The following is a 16,279-nucleotide window of genomic DNA, read 5'->3' as shown; positions in this document are numbered from 1 at the left end:
AAGGGACAGCAAGTGGCAGAAGACAACGACACCCCCCGGGAGGGCCAGGACGGCATGCTGCCGGACGACCTCCGAGAGCTGCTGAGTCGCGCGGAGCGCGACGAGTCCGACGTTCCCGTCTATGACCCCGACGCCGAGGACGAGGCGGGCATGGACGACGGCGCCGAGGACGACGCGGACGAGGAGCTCGAGCTCGCGGCGGACAACCGTCCCGACGGCGACTCCGTGGACATCCATGGCGGCAGACTCCAGATGCACGAGTTCGGACACGAGATGGAGCAGTCCTTCATCGAGTACTCCATGTCGGTCATCACGGCCCGCGCCCTCCCTGACGTCAGGGACGGCCTGAAGCCCGTCCACCGGCGCATCCTCTACGCCATGAACGAGGCAGGCATCTTCCCCAACAAGCCCCACAAGAAGTCGGCCTGGACCGTCGGCGAAGTCATCGGCAAGTACCACCCGCACGGCGACTCCGCCGTCTACGATGCCATGGTCCGCCTCGCCCAGTGGTTCTCCATGCGCGTCACCCTCGTCGACGGGCACGGGAACTTCGGCAACATCGACGGAGACTCCGCGGCCGCCATGCGATACACCGAGTCCCGCCTGGGCCGCCCCGCCATGGAGCTGCTGCGCGACCTCAACAAAGACACCGTCGATTGGAACCCCAACTACGACGAGTCCCTGCAGGAGCCAAGTGTGCTTCCCGCCCGTTTCCCCAACCTGCTGGTCAATGGCTCGCAGGGCATTGCGGTCGGCATGGCGACCAACATCCCGCCCCATAACCTAGGCGAGGCCATCGACGCGACCTGCCTGCTCATCGACAATCCCGACGCCACGACGGACGACCTCATGAGGGTCATGCCGGGTCCCGACTTCCCCACCGGCGCGGTGATCATGGGGTCCGAGGGCATCAGGCAGGCGTACGAGACGGGCAGGGGCATCCTCACCGTTCGCGCCAAGGCCCACGTAGAGTCCACCAAGGGTGGCCGCAACAAGCTGGTGTTCACCGAGTTCCCCTACGGCGTCAACAAGGGCACGCTTCAGGAGAAGATCGCCCAGCTGGTGAACGACAAGCGCATCGAGGGCATCTCCGACATGCGCGACGAGTCCAACCGCAAGGGGCTGCGCCTCGTCATCGAGCTCAAGCAGGGCGTCATCCCCGAGGTCGTTCTCAATAACCTCTACAAGTACTCCTCGCTCCAGACCTCCTTTGGCATCATCGACCTCGCCCTCGTCAACGGCGTGCCCAAGCTCCTCTCGCTCAAGGAGATGCTCCAGTGCTACATCGACCACCAGGTGGAGGTGGTCACGAGGAGGACCCGCTTCGACCTGGCCAAGGCGCAGGCCCGCGCCCACATCCTCGAGGGCCTGCTCATCGCGCTCGACAACATCGACGAGGTCATCAGCATCATCCGCTCCAGCCGCACCGACACCGAGGCCTCAGAGCGCATGATCGCGCGCTTCGGCTTCACCAAGGAGCAGACGACCGCCATCCTCGAGATGCGCCTGCGGCGCCTCACCGGCCTCGAGCGCGACAAGATTCAGGAGGAGCTGGACGGCCTGCGCCGGGCGATCGCCTACTACGAGGAGCTCCTGGCGGACGAGCGGAAGATCCTTGGCGTCATCAAGACCGAGATGGGCGAGATCCGCGAGAAGTACGCCGACAAGAGGCGCACCACCATCTCTGACGCACCCGTCACCCTCGACGTCGAGGACCTCATTGCTGAGGAGGACATGGTCATCACGGTGACCCACTCCGGCTACGTCAAGCGCCTCCCCGTCTCGACCTATCGCTCCCAGAAGAGGGGCGGCAAGGGCATCCAGGGTCTCTCACTCAAGGACAACGACTTCGTCGAGGACCTCTTTGTGGCATCCACCCACGACTACGTGCTCTTCTTCACCAACAAGGGCAAGGTCTACCGCGTCAAGGTCCACGAGCTGCCCATCGGCTCGCGTCACGCGCGCGGCTCGGCGCTGATAAACGTGATACCGCTTGCCGAGGGCGAAAGGGCCGCCGCCGTCATCACGACGCGCGAGTTCCCCGAGGACGAGTACCTGCTCTTCGCCACCTCCAAGGGCATGGTCAAGAAGACGGCCATGAGCGACTACGACAAGAGTCGCCGTGACGGTATCATCGCCATCAACCTTAAGAAGGATGACGAGCTGGTCAACGTGCGCCGCGTGAAGCAGGGAGAGAACGTCATCCTCTGCACCGACGCCGGCAAGGCAATTCGCTTCGACGAGGGGGAGGTCCGTCCGACCGGCCGCGACACCTCGGGCGTGAGGGGCATCACCCTGAGGGATGACGCCCGCATGCTGGGCATGGAGATTTCCAATGGCAAGGGCGACCTGCTCGTGGTGACCGAGAAGGGCTACGGCAAGCGCACGCCCGTATCCGAGTACCCCGAGCACAAGCGCGGCGGGCAGGGCGTCTTCACCATCGCCATGACCTCCAAGAAGGGCAACCTCGTGGCCTGCCGCGTGGTCGGCCCGCAGCACGAGCTCATGATGGTGTCCGAGGAAGGCGTGGTCATTCGCGTGAAGACCTCTGACATCAGCCTGCTGGGCCGGTCGACCCAGGGCGTGAAGATAATGAACATCGGCGAGTCCGACCGCGTGAGCGCCGTGGCACGCATGATCGCCCGCAAGAAGAAGGCGCCCAAGGCCAACGTCAACCAGGGTATGCTCGACCTTGGCGCCGCAGGGGCCCGGGACGCCGACGACGAGGATCCCATCGACATCGGCGGCGAGGAGGAGCTCGACGAGTCCTTGATCGAGGACGATGACGAGTAGGCCCTCCGACATGAGGTAAATGGGGACCCCGGGCAAATGCCCCGGGGTCCCTCCCTATTCGAGCCAAGTTCCTGGCGCGACGCTCCGAGTCAGGAGAGCGTTGGGCCTACGAGTCGAAGTCCTCAGGCGAGATGGACTCGACGAAGTCGTGGAAGCGCTCCATCTCCTGCTCTTCCTCCTCTCGCCTGACTCCCTGGAAGTCGGGCAGCGCCGCAGCCTCGAGCACGTGCTCGTCCGCGAAGAGTGGCACGTCCATCCGCACCGCGAGCGCGATGGCGTCCGAGGGGCGGGCATCCACCTCGACATGGCTGCCGTTGGGGGCGGTGAGGAGCAGGTTGGCGTAGAAGGTGGTGCCATGGACGTCCACGATCTCTACCGCGTCGAGCGTGGCCCCAAGCTCGCGGATGGTGCGCGCCATTACGTCGTGGGTGAGGGGGCGCCCCTGGTGCTCGTCACCGATGCCCATGCTTATGGCGGTCGCCTCTATGGGACCGACCTGTATGGGAAGTTGTATGGGCTCCTCGTCCCTGCCCGCGGTCCTGGTCTTGAGGACTATGAGCGAGGTGACGGGTCCGCCGCCCACCACGATCGTCTGTATGTCCATTCTCTTCACGTCGTCGCACTTCCTCGTACCTGTTTGTGTAGCTATGGTACCCAGACGCCGGCGCCTCTCCCCAAATGTGAGGGAAATCGCAAAGACCAAACTTTTTTGTTGACCGGCCATCGGGCAGCAGGTATTATTTCTTCTTGCGTTGGGCCCGTAGCTCAGTTGGTCAGAGCGTCCGGCTGATAACCGGGAGGTCACAAGTTCGAACCTTGTCGGGCCCACCATTTCTTGAAAATAAACGCCCCAGCGCAGCCGAGTCGCCGCTGGGGCGTTTATTACTCTAGATGGGGCAGGCCGCCGCGCAACACGGGGACGTAGCTCAGCTGGGAGAGCGCGGGCTTTGCAAGCCTGAGGTCGTGGGTTCGAACCCCATCGTCTCCACCATGCAACTCCGGCCAGGGACTCGTCCCTGGCTTTTTTATTCTCGGAACAATGCCTGGTCCCTGCCCCCTTGGCAGGACAGCTCGGGCTTGCGCTACCATCGACGGGACACTGACGCGAGCGGAAGGACCTTCTCCATGGCAGCAGACGAGTGCAGGCACGACGGGGTTTCGTCGGAGCTCGACGTGCTCTCGAGCACCCTCATGGGCGACGCCTTCGACATGTTGGCGTCCGGTGACGAGGTCAACGTGCTGCTCGTGGTCCAGGACGAGGACGGCAACGCAGGCTCGTACGAGTTCTCTGACGACGGAATCGAGCAGTGCATCGAGGCGGCACGAAGCAAGGTCCTCGAGCTTCGTCATGCCATGGGTGACGAGGAGGCAGGGCTCGGCCTTCCCGTGCGCTATGCGCTCGCCTACGAGGGTGCTGTGGGGGACGACGATGGCTCCTACCAGGATGCCCTCATGCTCGAGTTTGGCGAGAGGGGATACAAGAGCTATTCCGCGTTCTCCTACTTCGAGGGCAGGGGAGAGGGCGACGGCTTCCGTTGGACGGAGCCGGCACCCGCCGGCGAGCTCGAGCCGCTGATCTAGCGTTCCCTCGCCCTCTTGTGCGTCCCAAGCGGCAGTTTGCGTGGAGTGCAGGCGCTTTTCGGCCAGTGCGCACAACGTATGGCGCTCGTGCAGTAAAGTCTCTCGCATCTATGCAACGCACGTCGAACGAGAGGCCCAAATGCTCCAGGAGCACATCAGGAACATCGCAATCATCGCCCACGTAGACCACGGCAAGACGACCCTGGTCGACCAGCTGCTCAAGGCAACCGACGCCTTCCGCGAGAACCAGCAGGTCGAGGAGCGCATCCTTGACTCCAACGACCAGGAGCGCGAGCGCGGCATCACCATCCTGGCAAAGAACATCTCGATCGACTACAAGGGCGTCAAGATCAACGTGATAGACACCCCCGGCCACGCCGACTTTGGCGGCGAGGTCGAGCGCGTGCTCAGGATGGCCGACGGAGCGGTGCTTTTGGTGGACGCTGCCGAGGGTCCCATGCCCCAGACCCGCTTCGTCCTGCGCCACGCCATCGACGCAGGTCTCAAGATCATGGTCTGCGTGAACAAGATCGACAAGGACGCTGCCAACCCCGAGCGAGCCCTCAATGCCTGCCTCGACCTGATGATGGACCTCGGGGCCAATGACGACCAGCTCGAGTTCGCCATGGAACACGTCGTGTATGCCTCCGCCGCCAACGGCTTCGCCCGCCTGGACCCCGATGACGGCAACCAGGACATGCTACCCCTGCTCGACATGGTCGTGGACTCCCTTCCCGCTCCCGACGCGGACGTCGAGGGACCCCTCGCGATGCAGTGCGTCACCATCGACCACTCGGAGTACGTCGGTCGCATCGGCATCGGTCGCATCTACTCGGGCACCATCCACGATGGCGACAAGATTCTAGTGGTGAAGAACGACGGCTCCCGTGCCATGAGCCAGGTGAAGCAGCTCTTCACCTTCGACTATCTGGGACGTACCGAGTGCCAGGAGGTCGGCGCCGGGGACATCGCTGCCGTCGTGGGCGTCGACTCGACCGACATCGGAGACGTCTACACCGACCCCGAGAACCCCGTCGAGCTCGACCCCATCGAGATCGACCCCCCGACCCTTGCCATCGTCTTCGAGCCGTCCACCTCGCCCCTCGTCGGCCGCGACGGGGACATCGTGGGTGGTCGTCAGCTGAAGGAGCGCCTCGAGCAGGAACGCGAGAACAACGTGACCATGCGCATCGAGGAGCTTCCCGACAAGACCGGGGTCGAGGTCGCCGGCCGCGGCATCCTGCACCTCTCCGTCCTCATGGAGGACATGAGGCGCGAGGGCTTCGAGTTCCAGGTGGGCCGACCCCGCGTCCTGATCAAGAAGGACGAGGACGGCAACCGCGTCGAGCCCGTCGAGCAGGCCGTCGTCGAGTGTCCTGGCGAGTACGCGGGCAAGGTCATCGAGCTCTTTGGCAACGTCGGGGGCACGATGACCCAGATGGACGCCGGCACCACCCAGACCCACCTCGAGTTCAAGATCCCCACCCGCGGCATCATGGGCCTCAAGAACCGCATCCTCAACGTCACCCACGGCGAGGCGGTGTTCTACCACACCTTCCTCGAATACGGTCCCTATGCGGGAGAGATCGGCGGACGCCAGAACGGCGCCATGATCTCGATGTCGACGGAGAAGGCCGTCGCCTACGCCCTGGGAACCCTCCAGGAGCGAGGGCAGCTCTTCGTGGAGCCTGGCACCGAGTGCTACGAGGGCATGCTGGTGGGCGAGAGGTCCAAGCCCGGTGACATGGTGGTCAACATCGCCCGCACCAAGAGCCTGGGCAACCAGCGCTCCTCCACGGCGGACATCGCCGTCCAGCTCACGCCCCCCAGGACCTTCACCCTGGAGGAGGCCATGGAGTACATCATGGACGACGAGCTCGTCGAGGTGACCCCCAAGAACATCCGCCTGCGCAAGCGCATCCTCAACGAGACCGAGCGTCGCAAGTGGCGCGTGCGTCACGGCATGGTGGACAAGTAGCGCAGGGGTTCATACGCAGCAGGCACAGACGAGGGGCGCCGCCCAAGGGATCGGGCGGCGCCCCTCGTCACGCGTCAGTTGGTTGTCCTATCGCTTGTCGTCCTCCTCGCGGCTGAACTTCGCCCGCGCATAGCGGCGCACATAGACCTCCGCGTCCTCCTGGCCACGTGCCGCGGCGCGCGTGTAGACCTCGCGCGCGACCTTGCCCACGGTGGGGCTGAGGTCCACGCCAGCTGGCGAGAGCACGTTGAATCGGAGCGACCACATGCGAAGCCCCACCACCACGAGCACCCCCAGGATGGTCGCCCAGGGTTGGTTGACGTGTGCCACCGAGGCCATGATCCAATAGGCGAAGGAGCCTCCCAGGGCGCAGAGGGCATAGAGGTTGCTCCTCAGGAAGATGCGCGGCGTGTCTCCCAGGGCTATGTCCCTCATCATGCCGCCACCTACTCCCGTGATCGTGCCCATGAGGGTGCAGGCCCAGGGGGTGAGCCCGTAGACGAGGGCCTTGTCCGTGCCCGCCACGACGAAGAGCCCGACCGAGATGATGTCCGTCCAGGCGAGTAGTCGTGGAAAGCGGTGGAGCGACCCCGAGAAGAGGAAGCCGATGATTCCCGTGAGGATGGCAGCGGGGATGGCGAGGGTGGAGCGAAGCATGTAGACGTCGCCCACCTGCATTATGGTGTCGCGCACGAGTCCTCCGCCCAGGCCTCCCAGCACGGACAGCGCGAGGTAGCCAACCAGGTCCAGGTCGCGTTCCTTAGCGACGAGCACCCCCGTGAGGGAGCCCACCATCACGGCGGTGAGGTCGAGCCATACAGGGATGCTCGCGGGTGCGTTGCCTGCGGCAGATGAGAAGAACTCAGGAACCATGCGCCCCTCTTTTATGTCGTCGTTGCGGTCAGGCGCCTATGGTAGCGCGTGATGGCGCCCGTGCCTCCTTCCACACGACGGGACGTCCCCTTGGCCTCGCAGATGGAGAAAAATTGGCTGTCGCGCTGCCCGGGGAAGTAAGGTATACTTGCGCGTGCGGTTTCAGGGAGAGTTGTCCGAGTGGCCGAAGGAGCACGATTGGAAATCGTGTATACGCCTAAAGCGTATCCTGGGTTCAAATCCCAGACTCTCCGCCAGAACTTCCAGCGGCGCCTCCGGGCGCCGCTTTCACACCCTTCGGAGGGGTGGCAGAGTGGTTGAATGCGGCGGTCTCGAAAACCGTTTAGCCCCTCGGGGCTACGAGGGTTCGAATCCCTCCTCCTCCGCCAGAACTTGCAGACCCGTCCTTGGTGGCGGGTCTTTTTTTGTGCCTTCATGCCGGCTTCGGCTGTCGGAAATGTGCGTATATCCTATATATTCAGCAATAGGTGGCCCTGACAGACCCCAGGCGCGACCTTCTGCGAACGCCTTTGCGATGGGAGGGCCTCATGGCATACGACAGCGCTTCATATTGGTCCAGGGCATGGGGGCTGCTCACGCGTGACAAGGGCTGGGCGAAGGTCCTGCTGGTCATGGGCGTGGCAGGCTTCGTCCCCATCGTGGGGATGCTTGGGACCTCGGGCTACGGACTCGAATGGGCCCGGCTCACCGCCTGGGGTGTCGACTCGGCTCCAAAGCAGAAGGACGTGAGGGTGGGGGAGTGCATCTCCAGCGGATGGAGGGGCTTCGTCTCCGCTCTCGGTCTCGTCTGCCTTTGGGCAGCCCTGAGGATGCTCTTTGCCCAGTCGTTCGTGGAACATCCCTTTGGCCTCATCCTCTTGGTGCTCGACCTGGCCGTCGGCGTCATCTGTTCGCTCTGTGCCCTGAGGGCGGCCATCTATCAGGACTTCAAGGCTGGTTATCAGGTCAACCGCATCATCGACATGATTCGCAGGGATCCTGTCGGGCTGGGGAGGATCATCCTCGCCGTCTTCCTCATGGACGTCGTCATTTGGTTCGTGGTCGCTTTCTTCGCCGTGATAATGGCGGTCGCGTTTGCCTTTTCGGCCCTCTCCGTGTTCGGGGCCACGGAAGGCGTGGACGTCCCTCTGGATGTCATGCTCAGATACCAGACCTTCTCGGGGCTTTTCTTCCCCACCATCATAGTCATGGTCTACCTGGTGCTCGTTGCGTACAGCTTCGTCAACCTCATGGAATACAACATGCTCTCGCTCTGGCTTCGTCAGTTCGACGTCCCCTCCTGGGGGTCCAGCTCTGACCCGCTTCCTGATGTCCCTGTGCCGCCTGCTGTGCCCGTTGTGTCCCCCGCGGTGCCAGGGGACCTCGCCATCGAGCCCACGGCTTCTACCGATGCGCCATCGCCCGAGGGCGTTTCGGGCACTGGCGCCTGCGCCCTCGCGTCTGCCGCCTCGTCAGATTTCATGCCAGGGGATGAGGCCTCCCCGGTCCCGGGCGATTCAAGTTCGACGCCGGCGCCCGCGGCGGGTGTGACCTCGGAGCTGGAGGTTTCGGGTTCTTCCGTCTCGGATGACAAGGACGGAAGGGAAGGCTCAGAGGAAGATGCTGGCGTGGAGGTCATAGATCTGAGCTCCCCTAGCCCTAGGGGCGATGCGACACAGGACGGCGTCGCTGGCATCAGACTGCAGGGGGACGAGGTCGAGCCAGGCGAATAACGGCAGAAAACACCCCATTCCGTCTGAACGTATGCCCATTTGATGGAGGTGCGCTGACCTTCCAGCGCTTGCTGCCACTCCTCACGACATGGCCTACCTGCGAGTCGGCCCTCTCCTATTGCACACGCGGGCAGTTGGGAGAGGGTCAGCTGCCAGCTGGTCGAGACATCCTTGATGTGGGGAGTGTATGGGAGCCGGAGGGTGTGGGGGAAACACGCAGGCCAGGCCCAAGTCCTGTGTTACGATTCCACACCGAACCTTTCCTGCTCCGGATGCAACCTTCACGTTCCGGAGCCGTTTAGCCCAGAGGAGGTGACCACATGAAGGCTTATGAACTGCTGTACTTTGTCGACCCCGCAGCCACCGAGGAGACTCGCGCTGGCGTCATGAAGCGTATTGACGTCGCTGTTACCGAGGCAGGCGGCACCATCGACAACGTCGAGGATTGGGGCAAGCGCAAGCTCGCCTTTGAGATCGACAACCTCACTGAGGGTGACTACACCCTGATCAACTTCCATGCAGACCCCACCCAGATCGCCGAGCTCGACCGAGTTCTGCGCATCAACGATGCCGTCAAGCGCCACATGGTCGTGCGCCGCAGCGACAGGGACTAGTCATGGAAGCGCAGGCAGCACGCCTGCGAATGAGAGGCAGTGAGCAACGTGAGCATCAACAGGGTGAACATTTCCGGCAACCTCACGCGTGACCCGGAGCTGAGGGCCACCCAGGGAGGGATGCAGATTCTCTCCTTCGGTGTCGCCGTCAACGACCGGCGCCGCAACGCCCAAGGCGAGTGGGAGGACGTTCCCAACTTCATCGATTGCGTCGTGTTCGGCAACCGTGCCGAGCCGCTCAGCCGTTTCCTCTCCAAGGGCTCGAAGGTTGCCATTGAAGGCAAGCTTCGCTGGAGCCAGTGGGAGCGCGACGGCCAGAAGCGCAGCAAGATCGAGGTGGTGGTGGACGAGGTCGAGTTCCTCTCGTCCAGGAACGCCCAGCAGCAGGGTGGATCCCAGGGGTACCAGCCCCAGGGCGGCTATCAGCAGCAGCCTTCCTACCAGCCCCAGGGCGGGTACCAGCAGGTGCAGCCCAGCTATGCCGCCCCTGCTCCGGCCCAGGCACCCGCTCCCGTCCAGCCCCAGGCCCCTCGTCCCGCCGTGCCCAATCCGCCCCAGACGGACGTTTACGACGAGGACATCCCGTTCTAGCTTCACTTAGGGCGGTATCGCCGCCAAAGAAAGGCATTAAGACATGGCTAAGCAAAGGCAAGTCGAACAGCGCCAGCCGCGTCGCAAGTTTTGCCAGTTCTGCAAGGAGGACGTCGAGTTCATCGACTACAAGGACGTCCAGCTCCTTCGCAAGTACATGACCGACCGCGGCAAGATCAAGCCCCGTCGCGTCACTGGCGCCTGCACGCAGCATCAGCACGACATCGCGGTCGCCATCAAGCGCGCCCGCGAGATGGCCCTTCTGCCCTACTCCGTCCCCGTGGTTTCCAGCCGCGGCGGGCGTAACCGCGGCTAACCGGGCCGTCCGAGCAAAGACGACACCACGTGGGCGAGACGAGCCATAGCTTCATCCCTCGGGCAGACAAGGGCCTGTTGGATGCCTCCAACGGGATGCGACCGGGCGTTGGTCCCAACCTGAGGCGGGTTCTTTCGAACCTGCCCTCACAGGGGCTTTCCTGGGCGATTCTGGGAGGGGCGGTCTCTGTACTCAGCACGGTGCTCGCAGCCGCACTCGTGGCCTTCGGGCTCTCTTGTGCTGCAGGGGAGGGAAGGACGAGAAAGGCGTTCCTTGCCTTCCTGGCTGCCCTCGCTGCGGCATCGCTCGCGGCTGCCGCATACGACCCCCCTCGCCTCGTGACCGCCCTGCCCGCACTGGCCAGCGCCTTGGCGCTCGTCCTCCTTGCGGACGAGACGGGCATCACGGCGTCGAGGGCCTGTGTTTTGGTCCTCGTCTCCGCTGCGGTCACACTGGGTTCCAGCGCCGCCGTCGCGGCGTCGCAAGGGACGAGCGTCCCCGCTTCCATGGAGGCCTATGCGGCTTCCATAGTCGCGGCAACGAGTGGCTCGCAGAGCCTGGCGCTTCGGGAAGAGGTCGGACACGCCCTCTTCCTCGTCAGGACCTACTGGCCACTCGCCTACCTGGCGAGCGGTGGCCTCCTCGCGGCCTTCTCGAAGCTCGGGAGGGACGCATGGCTGCGCGGTAGGGGGATAAGGCCTCGGAGGACGCCCCTGGCGAACTTCGACGCTCCCCTCTGGGTCCTGCCGGCCTTTGTGGTCGGCCTCGCCCTGAGTGCGGCCTCCTCGCGGCTGACAGGCCTCCCGGCGGGCATCGGCCTTGCTGGCAGAAACCTCCTCGCCGCTGCGCGGGTGGTCCTCTTCCTGCAGGGTTGCGCCGTCGCCGTGGGCTTCCTCAAGAGGAGGGACGCTGGTGTCGCCACCCAGGCAGTCGCCGTGATGGTGGCCGCCTGGCTCGAACTGTCGTTTGTAATCGTGAGCGCCGTTGGCGCCGTCGACCTCGTTGCTAACTTCCGCGGACTTCCGCGAAGACGCACCAGCGTGGGTTAGGCGCCTGCAGGGCTCAATGCAGGGAGTCGGCCTAGGCCGACCAACAAAAGGAGTTCCCATGAAAGTCATCCTTCTGGATGAGCTCAGGGGCAAGGGCGGAGAGGGCGACATCGTAGAGGTCGCCCAGGGCTATGCGGAGAACTTCCTGTTCCCCAGCAAGATCGCCCAGCCTGCCACCCCTGGCAACATCAAGCAGCTTGAGGAGCGCCGTCACAACATCGAGAAGCGCGAGGAGAAGCGCATCGGCGATGCAGAGGCGACCAAGGCCCAGCTCGACGGCAAGTCCGTCACCGTCGACGCCAAGGTCGGCGAGAACGACCAGCTCTTTGGCTCCGTGACCGGCACCCAGATCGTCGCCGCCATCAAGGAGCAGCTCGGCGTAGAGGTCGATCGCAAGCGCCTCGTGCGCAGCGCCGCGATCAAGACCGCCGGCAGGCACCAGATCGAGATCAACCTCTACCGCGAGATCAACGCCGTCGTGACGGTCCTCGTCGGCGTGACCGAGGAGGCTCCCGTCGAGGAGCCTGCCGAGGCCGAGGAGGAGGTCCAGGTCGAGGAGGCCGGCGAGTAGGACTCGCTGGTCCGCCCAGCGCCCACTAGCTGGTGTTATCAACACGAATCGCAGCTAGTGGGCGCAAGCGGAGGCCTTTGGCCACAAAATGAACCACAAGAGGGGTCCCATGGCGGAAGGCCACGGGACCCCTCCTCTTTGTAAACGAAACAAAGAGACAAATCATCTACCTGCAATTATTCATCTATTACGCATGCCTATGTCACAAAGTCGCACATGGTCATGCTGGTTGTCTAATAAGCAGGGTAGGGGCGTGGATGTAGAAAACTCCGTTGGCAAAATAATCCCAATTTTGTCGAAAACTGTGAAAAATGGTGAAAGCCCCGCTAGTGGGGAATAGCTATCAACAATGCCCTGTTGACGGGTCTGTTTGACATATCTGGCCGCGTCTGGATGCGCTACCATGCCCACGCAGCCGACGCTAGGAGAAGCCATGCCCGACGCAACGTACGACGACTATCCCTCGATGCCCCGCGCCGACGTGACGATGCCGCAGGACCGAGCCGCCGAGAAGTCGGTCCTCTCGGCCATGCTGCTCTCGCAGGACGTCCTCCAGGAGTGCCTCGTCGATTTGGACGAACAGGACTTCTACCTCTACTCCCACCGCGCCATCTTCCACGCCATGAACGAGATGTTCGACCGCGCCCAGCCCGTGGACCCCATCTCGATGGCGGATCACCTCAAGAGCGCGGGACAGTTGGACAAGGTGGGTGGCATGGCCTACCTCCTCGAGCTCAACGAGGACTCCCTCTCGCTCGCGAGCTGGCGCCACCATACGGAGATCCTGCACCGGGACTCGACCCTGCGCGCCATCATCGCGGCGTCGGCGAGGATCACCGCCCTTGCCTTCGACGCTCCCGAGGACACCAAGGAGGTCGTGGATACCGCCGAGAACCTTCTTTTGGGCGTGACCAGCAGGGAGATAGGCGACAGCTACTCGGACCTCTCGGAGGTCATGGGCAACCTCTACAACGAGCTGGGGGAAGCCTGTCTCAACCCCGACGGCACCCTGGGCGTCCTCACCGGGTATCCCGGCATAGACCGAAGGCTCCAGGGCCTCCGGGCGGGCCAGATGATCGTCATCGGCGCGCGCCCAGGCGTGGGAAAGACCTCCTTCGCGCTCAACCTGGCAACCAACGCCGCGGCCAACGGCGCCTCGGTCGCCTTCTTCTCGCTCGAGATGAGCAAGGTCGAGATCGCGCAGAGGCTCCTCTCGGCCTATGCGAAGATCCCCCTCTCGGACATCCGCGGCGCCCGCATCAAGGACAACCAGTGGCCCACGATCCTCGAGGCCACGCGCGACCTCTCGCGCCTGGACATCATGATCGATGACACCCCGGGAACCACCGTGACCGAGATTCGTGCCAAGGCCCGCCGCATGCTCAAGGGCAAGGAGAACGGCATCGTGCTGGTGGACTACCTGCAGCTCCTCTCGCCCCCCTCGGGACGCCAGCGCGCCGACTCCCGCGCCACCGAGGTCTCGGAGATGTCGCGCGGCATCAAGATCATGGCCAAGGACCTCGAGTGTCCGGTCGTGGCCCTCTCGCAGCTCAACCGTCAGGTGACCGACCGAAAGGGGCAGCGTCCCCAGCTCTCGGACCTGCGCGAGTCCGGCTCCATCGAGCAGGATGCCGACATCGTCATACTGCTCGACCGCTCCATGACCGAGGAGGAGGCGGAGAGGCCCGACCGCCCCGACTTCAACGTCACGGAGTTCATCATCGCGAAGAACCGCTCGGGACCCCTGGACATCGTGCCGCTCATGTTCCTGCCCGGCTCGACCAAGTTCGTCGAGGTGGACAGGCATCACGAGGGCTAGCGGCAGCGCGGCGGAACATCCTGCGGCCCGTCTCCGTCCCCAGGGCGGTGCGGGCGTCCGCGCCTCGCTGCCGTATAATTGGCCGGTAAGCACGGAAACCCAAGAAGGAGACGCAATGCCTGCATCAGTGCTGGTGGGAACTCAGTGGGGCGACGAGGGCAAGGGCAAGGTGACCGACCTCATCGCGGGTGACTACGACGTGGTCTGCCGCTTTGCTGGTGGTGCCAACGCCGGACACACCGTCATCGCCGGAGGCCACAAGCTGGCCCTGCACCAGGTTCCCTCCGGGGTCATGTACGAGGGCACCTACCCGGTCATAGGCAACGGCTGCATCGTCGACCCCGAGATCCTCCTGGGAGAGATCGACATGCTCGAGGCCCAGGGCATCTCCTGCGACGACCTCAAGATCAGCGGCAACGCCCACATCGTCATGCCCTACCACAAGGACCTCGACGGGGCCCACGAGAAGAGGCTCGGCAAGAACCTCATCGGCACGACGAAGCGCGGCGTCGGACCCACCTACATGGACAAGATGAACCGCACCGGCCTGCGCGTGCAGGACATGCTGGACGAGAAGATCTTCCGCGAGAAGCTCGAGGCCGCACTCGAGTACACCAATCCCATCCTCGAGAAGGTCTACGAGCTGCCCACCTACACCGTGGAACAGATCTGCGAGACCTACCTTCCCTACGCCGAGCGCATCAAGCCCTACATCGTGGAGAGCTCGCTCTTTCTCAACGAGCAGATCGAGGCAGGTAAGAACATCCTCTTCGAGGGCGCCCAGGCCACCATGCTCGACATCGACCATGGCACCTACCCCTTCGTCACCTCCTCGAACTGCACTGCGGGTGGAGCCGTGACGGGCTCTGGCGTTGGTCCCGTCCACATCAAGCGCGTCCTTGGCATCGCCAAGGCGTACCTCACCCGCGTCGGGTCCGGACCCTTCCCGACCGAGCTCTTCGACGAGGTCGGCGACAAGCTGGGCGAAGTTGGTCACGAGTACGGCGTCACCACCGGCCGCAAGCGTCGCTGTGGCTGGTACGACTCCGTCGTCGTCAACTACGCCGCCCGAGTCAACGGCCTCACCGACCTCGCCATCACCAAGCTCGACGTACTGGGCTGCCTGGACCAGATCAAGGTCTGCGTCGCCTACGAGTGCGACGGCAAGCGCTACACCACGGTTCCGGAGCATCAGAGCGTCTTCTACCACGCGAAGCCCATCTACGAGACGCTTCCCGGCTGGAACTGCGACATCTCGGGCGTGCGGGACTTCTACAAGCTCCCTCGCGAGGCAAAGGACTACATCGACTTCCTCGAGCAGCTCGCAGGTGTGCGAGTCTCGATCATCACTGTCGGCCCCGACCGCGACCAGACCATCGACAGGTGCTGGAGGTAGTCCGGCGCGTGACAAGGAACCCCCGCGACAACCGGGCCTTCGCCATAGTCTGCGACAGCCTCTGCGACCTCCCGCTGCCCGTCTTCGAGGCGGCGGGAGTCGTTCCCCTGGCGCAGGTCGTACGAGTCGCCGGCACGGACTACCGAGACTGCGTCGACCTCGACCCCTCTGACTTCTACGTCCAGATCTCGTCCACGCACGGGCAGGTCAACACCTTCGCGCCCTCTCTCGACGAGTACGTGGCCACCTACGATCGACTGGTTGCCGAGGGCTGGAAGGACGTCGTCTCGCTCCATGCCTCCTCGGCGATGAGCGACTCCTTCGCCCTTGCCCAGGAGGCCGCGTCCCGAGTGACTGGCGCAAGGGTCGAGGTGGTCGACTCCTGCGGGACGTCGGGGCAGCTCGCCCTGGTGCTCGCCTGCCTCGTCTCCGCCCGTGACGGGGGCTGTGACACGGACGAGGCCCTCGCCCGCGTGCGCGAGGGCGCCTTGGCGGCGCGCTGCCTCGTCGTGCCCGCGCCCGACGCGCGGCCAACGCTCTCGAAGCTTCGCCCCAAGCCCGGCCTCCTCAGGCGCGCCGACTCCCTGCGCGTCCGCGCGATGGGCGCCCGAAGGCTCTTCGCCATCTCCGACGGGGGAGAGTCGCGCGAGGTCATGCGCGCCACCGACCTCCAGCGCCTGGCGGGCAACATGGCCCGGACCATGAGTTCGTACTCGCAGGTCGTGGGCCCCCTCACCTACGTGGAGATCAGCGCTGGCGTGCCACGGCTCCTGAGCATCATAGAGAAGCCCCTTGACACCAACGAGTTCGTCTCTGACCGCGCGGCGGTGCTCAACACCAATCCCTGCACCACCTGCCAGCTGGGAATCGGTGCGGTCGGGATAGCCTACATGCCTTCCTCGCTCCTTTCGGCGAGAGAGGCGTCCGGAATACTCTGCATGCAGGACTAGTCCTTGGGAGGCAGC

General features: G+C 64.2%; 14 protein-coding genes and 4 tRNA genes. 16 read left to right on the top strand and 2 right to left on the bottom strand.

Going from position 1 to position 16,279, the window contains the following annotated elements:
• Positions 1-12 precede the first annotated feature (12 nt).
• Entirely contained in the window at positions 13-2,793 is a 2,781-nt protein-coding gene (gene gyrA, locus Q5923_RS04390) for a DNA gyrase subunit A (protein ID WP_303132390.1), read from the top strand.
• A gap of 106 nt (positions 2,794-2,899) precedes the next feature.
• Here gyrA and Q5923_RS04385 read toward each other — a convergent pair whose 3' ends face one another.
• Positions 2,900-3,397: a bifunctional nuclease family protein gene (locus Q5923_RS04385; RefSeq protein WP_303132451.1), complete on the bottom strand. Its 498-nt coding sequence runs from the start codon at positions 3,395-3,397 to the stop codon at positions 2,900-2,902.
• A gap of 150 nt (positions 3,398-3,547) precedes the next feature.
• Here Q5923_RS04385 and Q5923_RS04380 point away from each other — a divergent pair.
• The 4 genes from Q5923_RS04380 to typA all read left to right on the top strand — a co-directional run bounded on the left by Q5923_RS04380 (position 3,548) and on the right by typA (position 6,352).
• Positions 3,548-3,624, top strand: a tRNA-Ile gene (locus Q5923_RS04380).
• Positions 3,625-3,708: 84 nt separating this feature from the next.
• Positions 3,709-3,784: transfer RNA gene (locus Q5923_RS04375), tRNA-Ala, on the top strand.
• Positions 3,785-3,918: 134 nt separating this feature from the next.
• The gene (locus tag Q5923_RS04370; protein WP_009278273.1) at positions 3,919-4,374 is read left to right on the top strand and encodes a hypothetical protein; all 456 of its coding nucleotides are present in this window, start codon (positions 3,919-3,921) and stop codon (positions 4,372-4,374) included.
• A gap of 139 nt (positions 4,375-4,513) precedes the next feature.
• Entirely contained in the window at positions 4,514-6,352 is a 1,839-nt protein-coding gene (gene typA / locus Q5923_RS04365) for a translational GTPase TypA (protein ID WP_009278272.1), read from the top strand.
• Positions 6,353-6,439: 87 nt separating this feature from the next.
• Here the strand turns inward: typA and Q5923_RS04360 are convergent, their stop codons facing one another.
• The gene (locus tag Q5923_RS04360; RefSeq protein ID WP_303132386.1) at positions 6,440-7,225 is read right to left on the bottom strand and encodes a trimeric intracellular cation channel family protein; all 786 of its coding nucleotides are present in this window, start codon (positions 7,223-7,225) and stop codon (positions 6,440-6,442) included.
• A gap of 166 nt (positions 7,226-7,391) precedes the next feature.
• On the opposite strand from Q5923_RS04360, the gene Q5923_RS04355 reads away from it, so the two are divergent.
• The 11 genes from Q5923_RS04355 (at position 7,392) to Q5923_RS04305 (ending at position 16,264) form a co-directional block, all read left to right on the top strand.
• Positions 7,392-7,482, top strand: a tRNA-Ser gene (locus Q5923_RS04355).
• A gap of 42 nt (positions 7,483-7,524) precedes the next feature.
• Positions 7,525-7,614 (top strand) — tRNA-Ser (locus tag Q5923_RS04350).
• Between the two features lie 159 nt (positions 7,615-7,773).
• Entirely contained in the window at positions 7,774-8,958 is a 1,185-nt protein-coding gene (locus Q5923_RS04345; RefSeq protein WP_303132384.1) for a DUF4013 domain-containing protein, read from the top strand.
• Positions 8,959-9,278: 320 nt separating this feature from the next.
• Entirely contained in the window at positions 9,279-9,572 is a 294-nt protein-coding gene (rpsF, locus tag Q5923_RS04340) for a 30S ribosomal protein S6 (protein ID WP_009278269.1), read from the top strand.
• Positions 9,573-9,620: 48 nt separating this feature from the next.
• A complete protein-coding gene (locus Q5923_RS04335; RefSeq protein WP_040656883.1) occupies positions 9,621-10,163 on the top strand; it encodes a single-stranded DNA-binding protein in 543 nt (180 codons plus the stop codon).
• Positions 10,164-10,206: 43 nt separating this feature from the next.
• Positions 10,207-10,479, top strand: a complete 273-nt coding sequence (rpsR, locus tag Q5923_RS04330) for a 30S ribosomal protein S18 (protein WP_009278267.1) — start codon at positions 10,207-10,209, stop codon at positions 10,477-10,479.
• A 29-nt stretch (positions 10,480-10,508) separates the two neighbouring features.
• Complete coding sequence (locus Q5923_RS04325; protein WP_303132380.1) at positions 10,509-11,528, top strand: hypothetical protein; 1,020 nt, start codon at positions 10,509-10,511, stop codon at positions 11,526-11,528.
• Positions 11,529-11,586: 58 nt separating this feature from the next.
• Positions 11,587-12,099, top strand: coding sequence for a 50S ribosomal protein L9 (gene rplI, locus Q5923_RS04320; RefSeq protein WP_009278265.1), 513 nt, complete (start codon positions 11,587-11,589; stop codon positions 12,097-12,099).
• Positions 12,100-12,532: 433 nt separating this feature from the next.
• On the top strand, positions 12,533-13,918 hold the full coding sequence (gene dnaB / locus Q5923_RS04315; protein ID WP_009278264.1) for a replicative DNA helicase: 1,386 nt from the start codon (positions 12,533-12,535) through the stop codon (positions 13,916-13,918).
• A 115-nt stretch (positions 13,919-14,033) separates the two neighbouring features.
• On the top strand, positions 14,034-15,314 hold the full coding sequence (locus Q5923_RS04310; protein ID WP_062531516.1) for an adenylosuccinate synthase: 1,281 nt from the start codon (positions 14,034-14,036) through the stop codon (positions 15,312-15,314).
• Between the two features lie 8 nt (positions 15,315-15,322).
• Complete coding sequence (locus Q5923_RS04305) at positions 15,323-16,264, top strand: DegV family protein (RefSeq protein ID WP_009278262.1); 942 nt, start codon at positions 15,323-15,325, stop codon at positions 16,262-16,264.
• Positions 16,265-16,279: the final 15 nt, after the last annotated feature.

This window comes from uncultured Olsenella sp. (genome assembly GCF_959602185.1).
Classification (GTDB): domain Bacteria; phylum Actinomycetota; class Coriobacteriia; order Coriobacteriales; family Atopobiaceae; genus Olsenella_I; species Olsenella_I phocaeensis.
This window is presented reverse-complemented; position numbering and strand designations above follow the sequence as displayed.

Excerpts from the sequence above, each read along its gene's own strand:
- Q5923_RS04385 (WP_303132451.1), bottom strand. The coding sequence starts at position 3,397 with ATGGACATACAGACGATCGTGGTGGGCGGCGGACCCGTCACCTCGCTC.
- Q5923_RS04370 (WP_009278273.1), top strand. The coding sequence starts at position 3,919 with ATGGCAGCAGACGAGTGCAGGCACGACGGGGTTTCGTCGGAGCTCGAC.
- typA (WP_009278272.1), top strand. The coding sequence starts at position 4,514 with ATGCTCCAGGAGCACATCAGGAACATCGCAATCATCGCCCACGTAGAC.
- Q5923_RS04360 (WP_303132386.1), bottom strand. The coding sequence starts at position 7,225 with ATGGTTCCTGAGTTCTTCTCATCTGCCGCAGGCAACGCACCCGCGAGC.
- Q5923_RS04345 (WP_303132384.1), top strand. The coding sequence starts at position 7,774 with ATGGCATACGACAGCGCTTCATATTGGTCCAGGGCATGGGGGCTGCTC.
- rpsF (WP_009278269.1), top strand. The coding sequence starts at position 9,279 with ATGAAGGCTTATGAACTGCTGTACTTTGTCGACCCCGCAGCCACCGAG.
- rpsR (WP_009278267.1), top strand. The coding sequence starts at position 10,207 with ATGGCTAAGCAAAGGCAAGTCGAACAGCGCCAGCCGCGTCGCAAGTTT.
- rplI (WP_009278265.1), top strand. The coding sequence starts at position 11,587 with ATGAAAGTCATCCTTCTGGATGAGCTCAGGGGCAAGGGCGGAGAGGGC.
- dnaB (WP_009278264.1), top strand. The coding sequence starts at position 12,533 with ATGCCCGACGCAACGTACGACGACTATCCCTCGATGCCCCGCGCCGAC.
- Q5923_RS04310 (WP_062531516.1), top strand. The coding sequence starts at position 14,034 with ATGCCTGCATCAGTGCTGGTGGGAACTCAGTGGGGCGACGAGGGCAAG.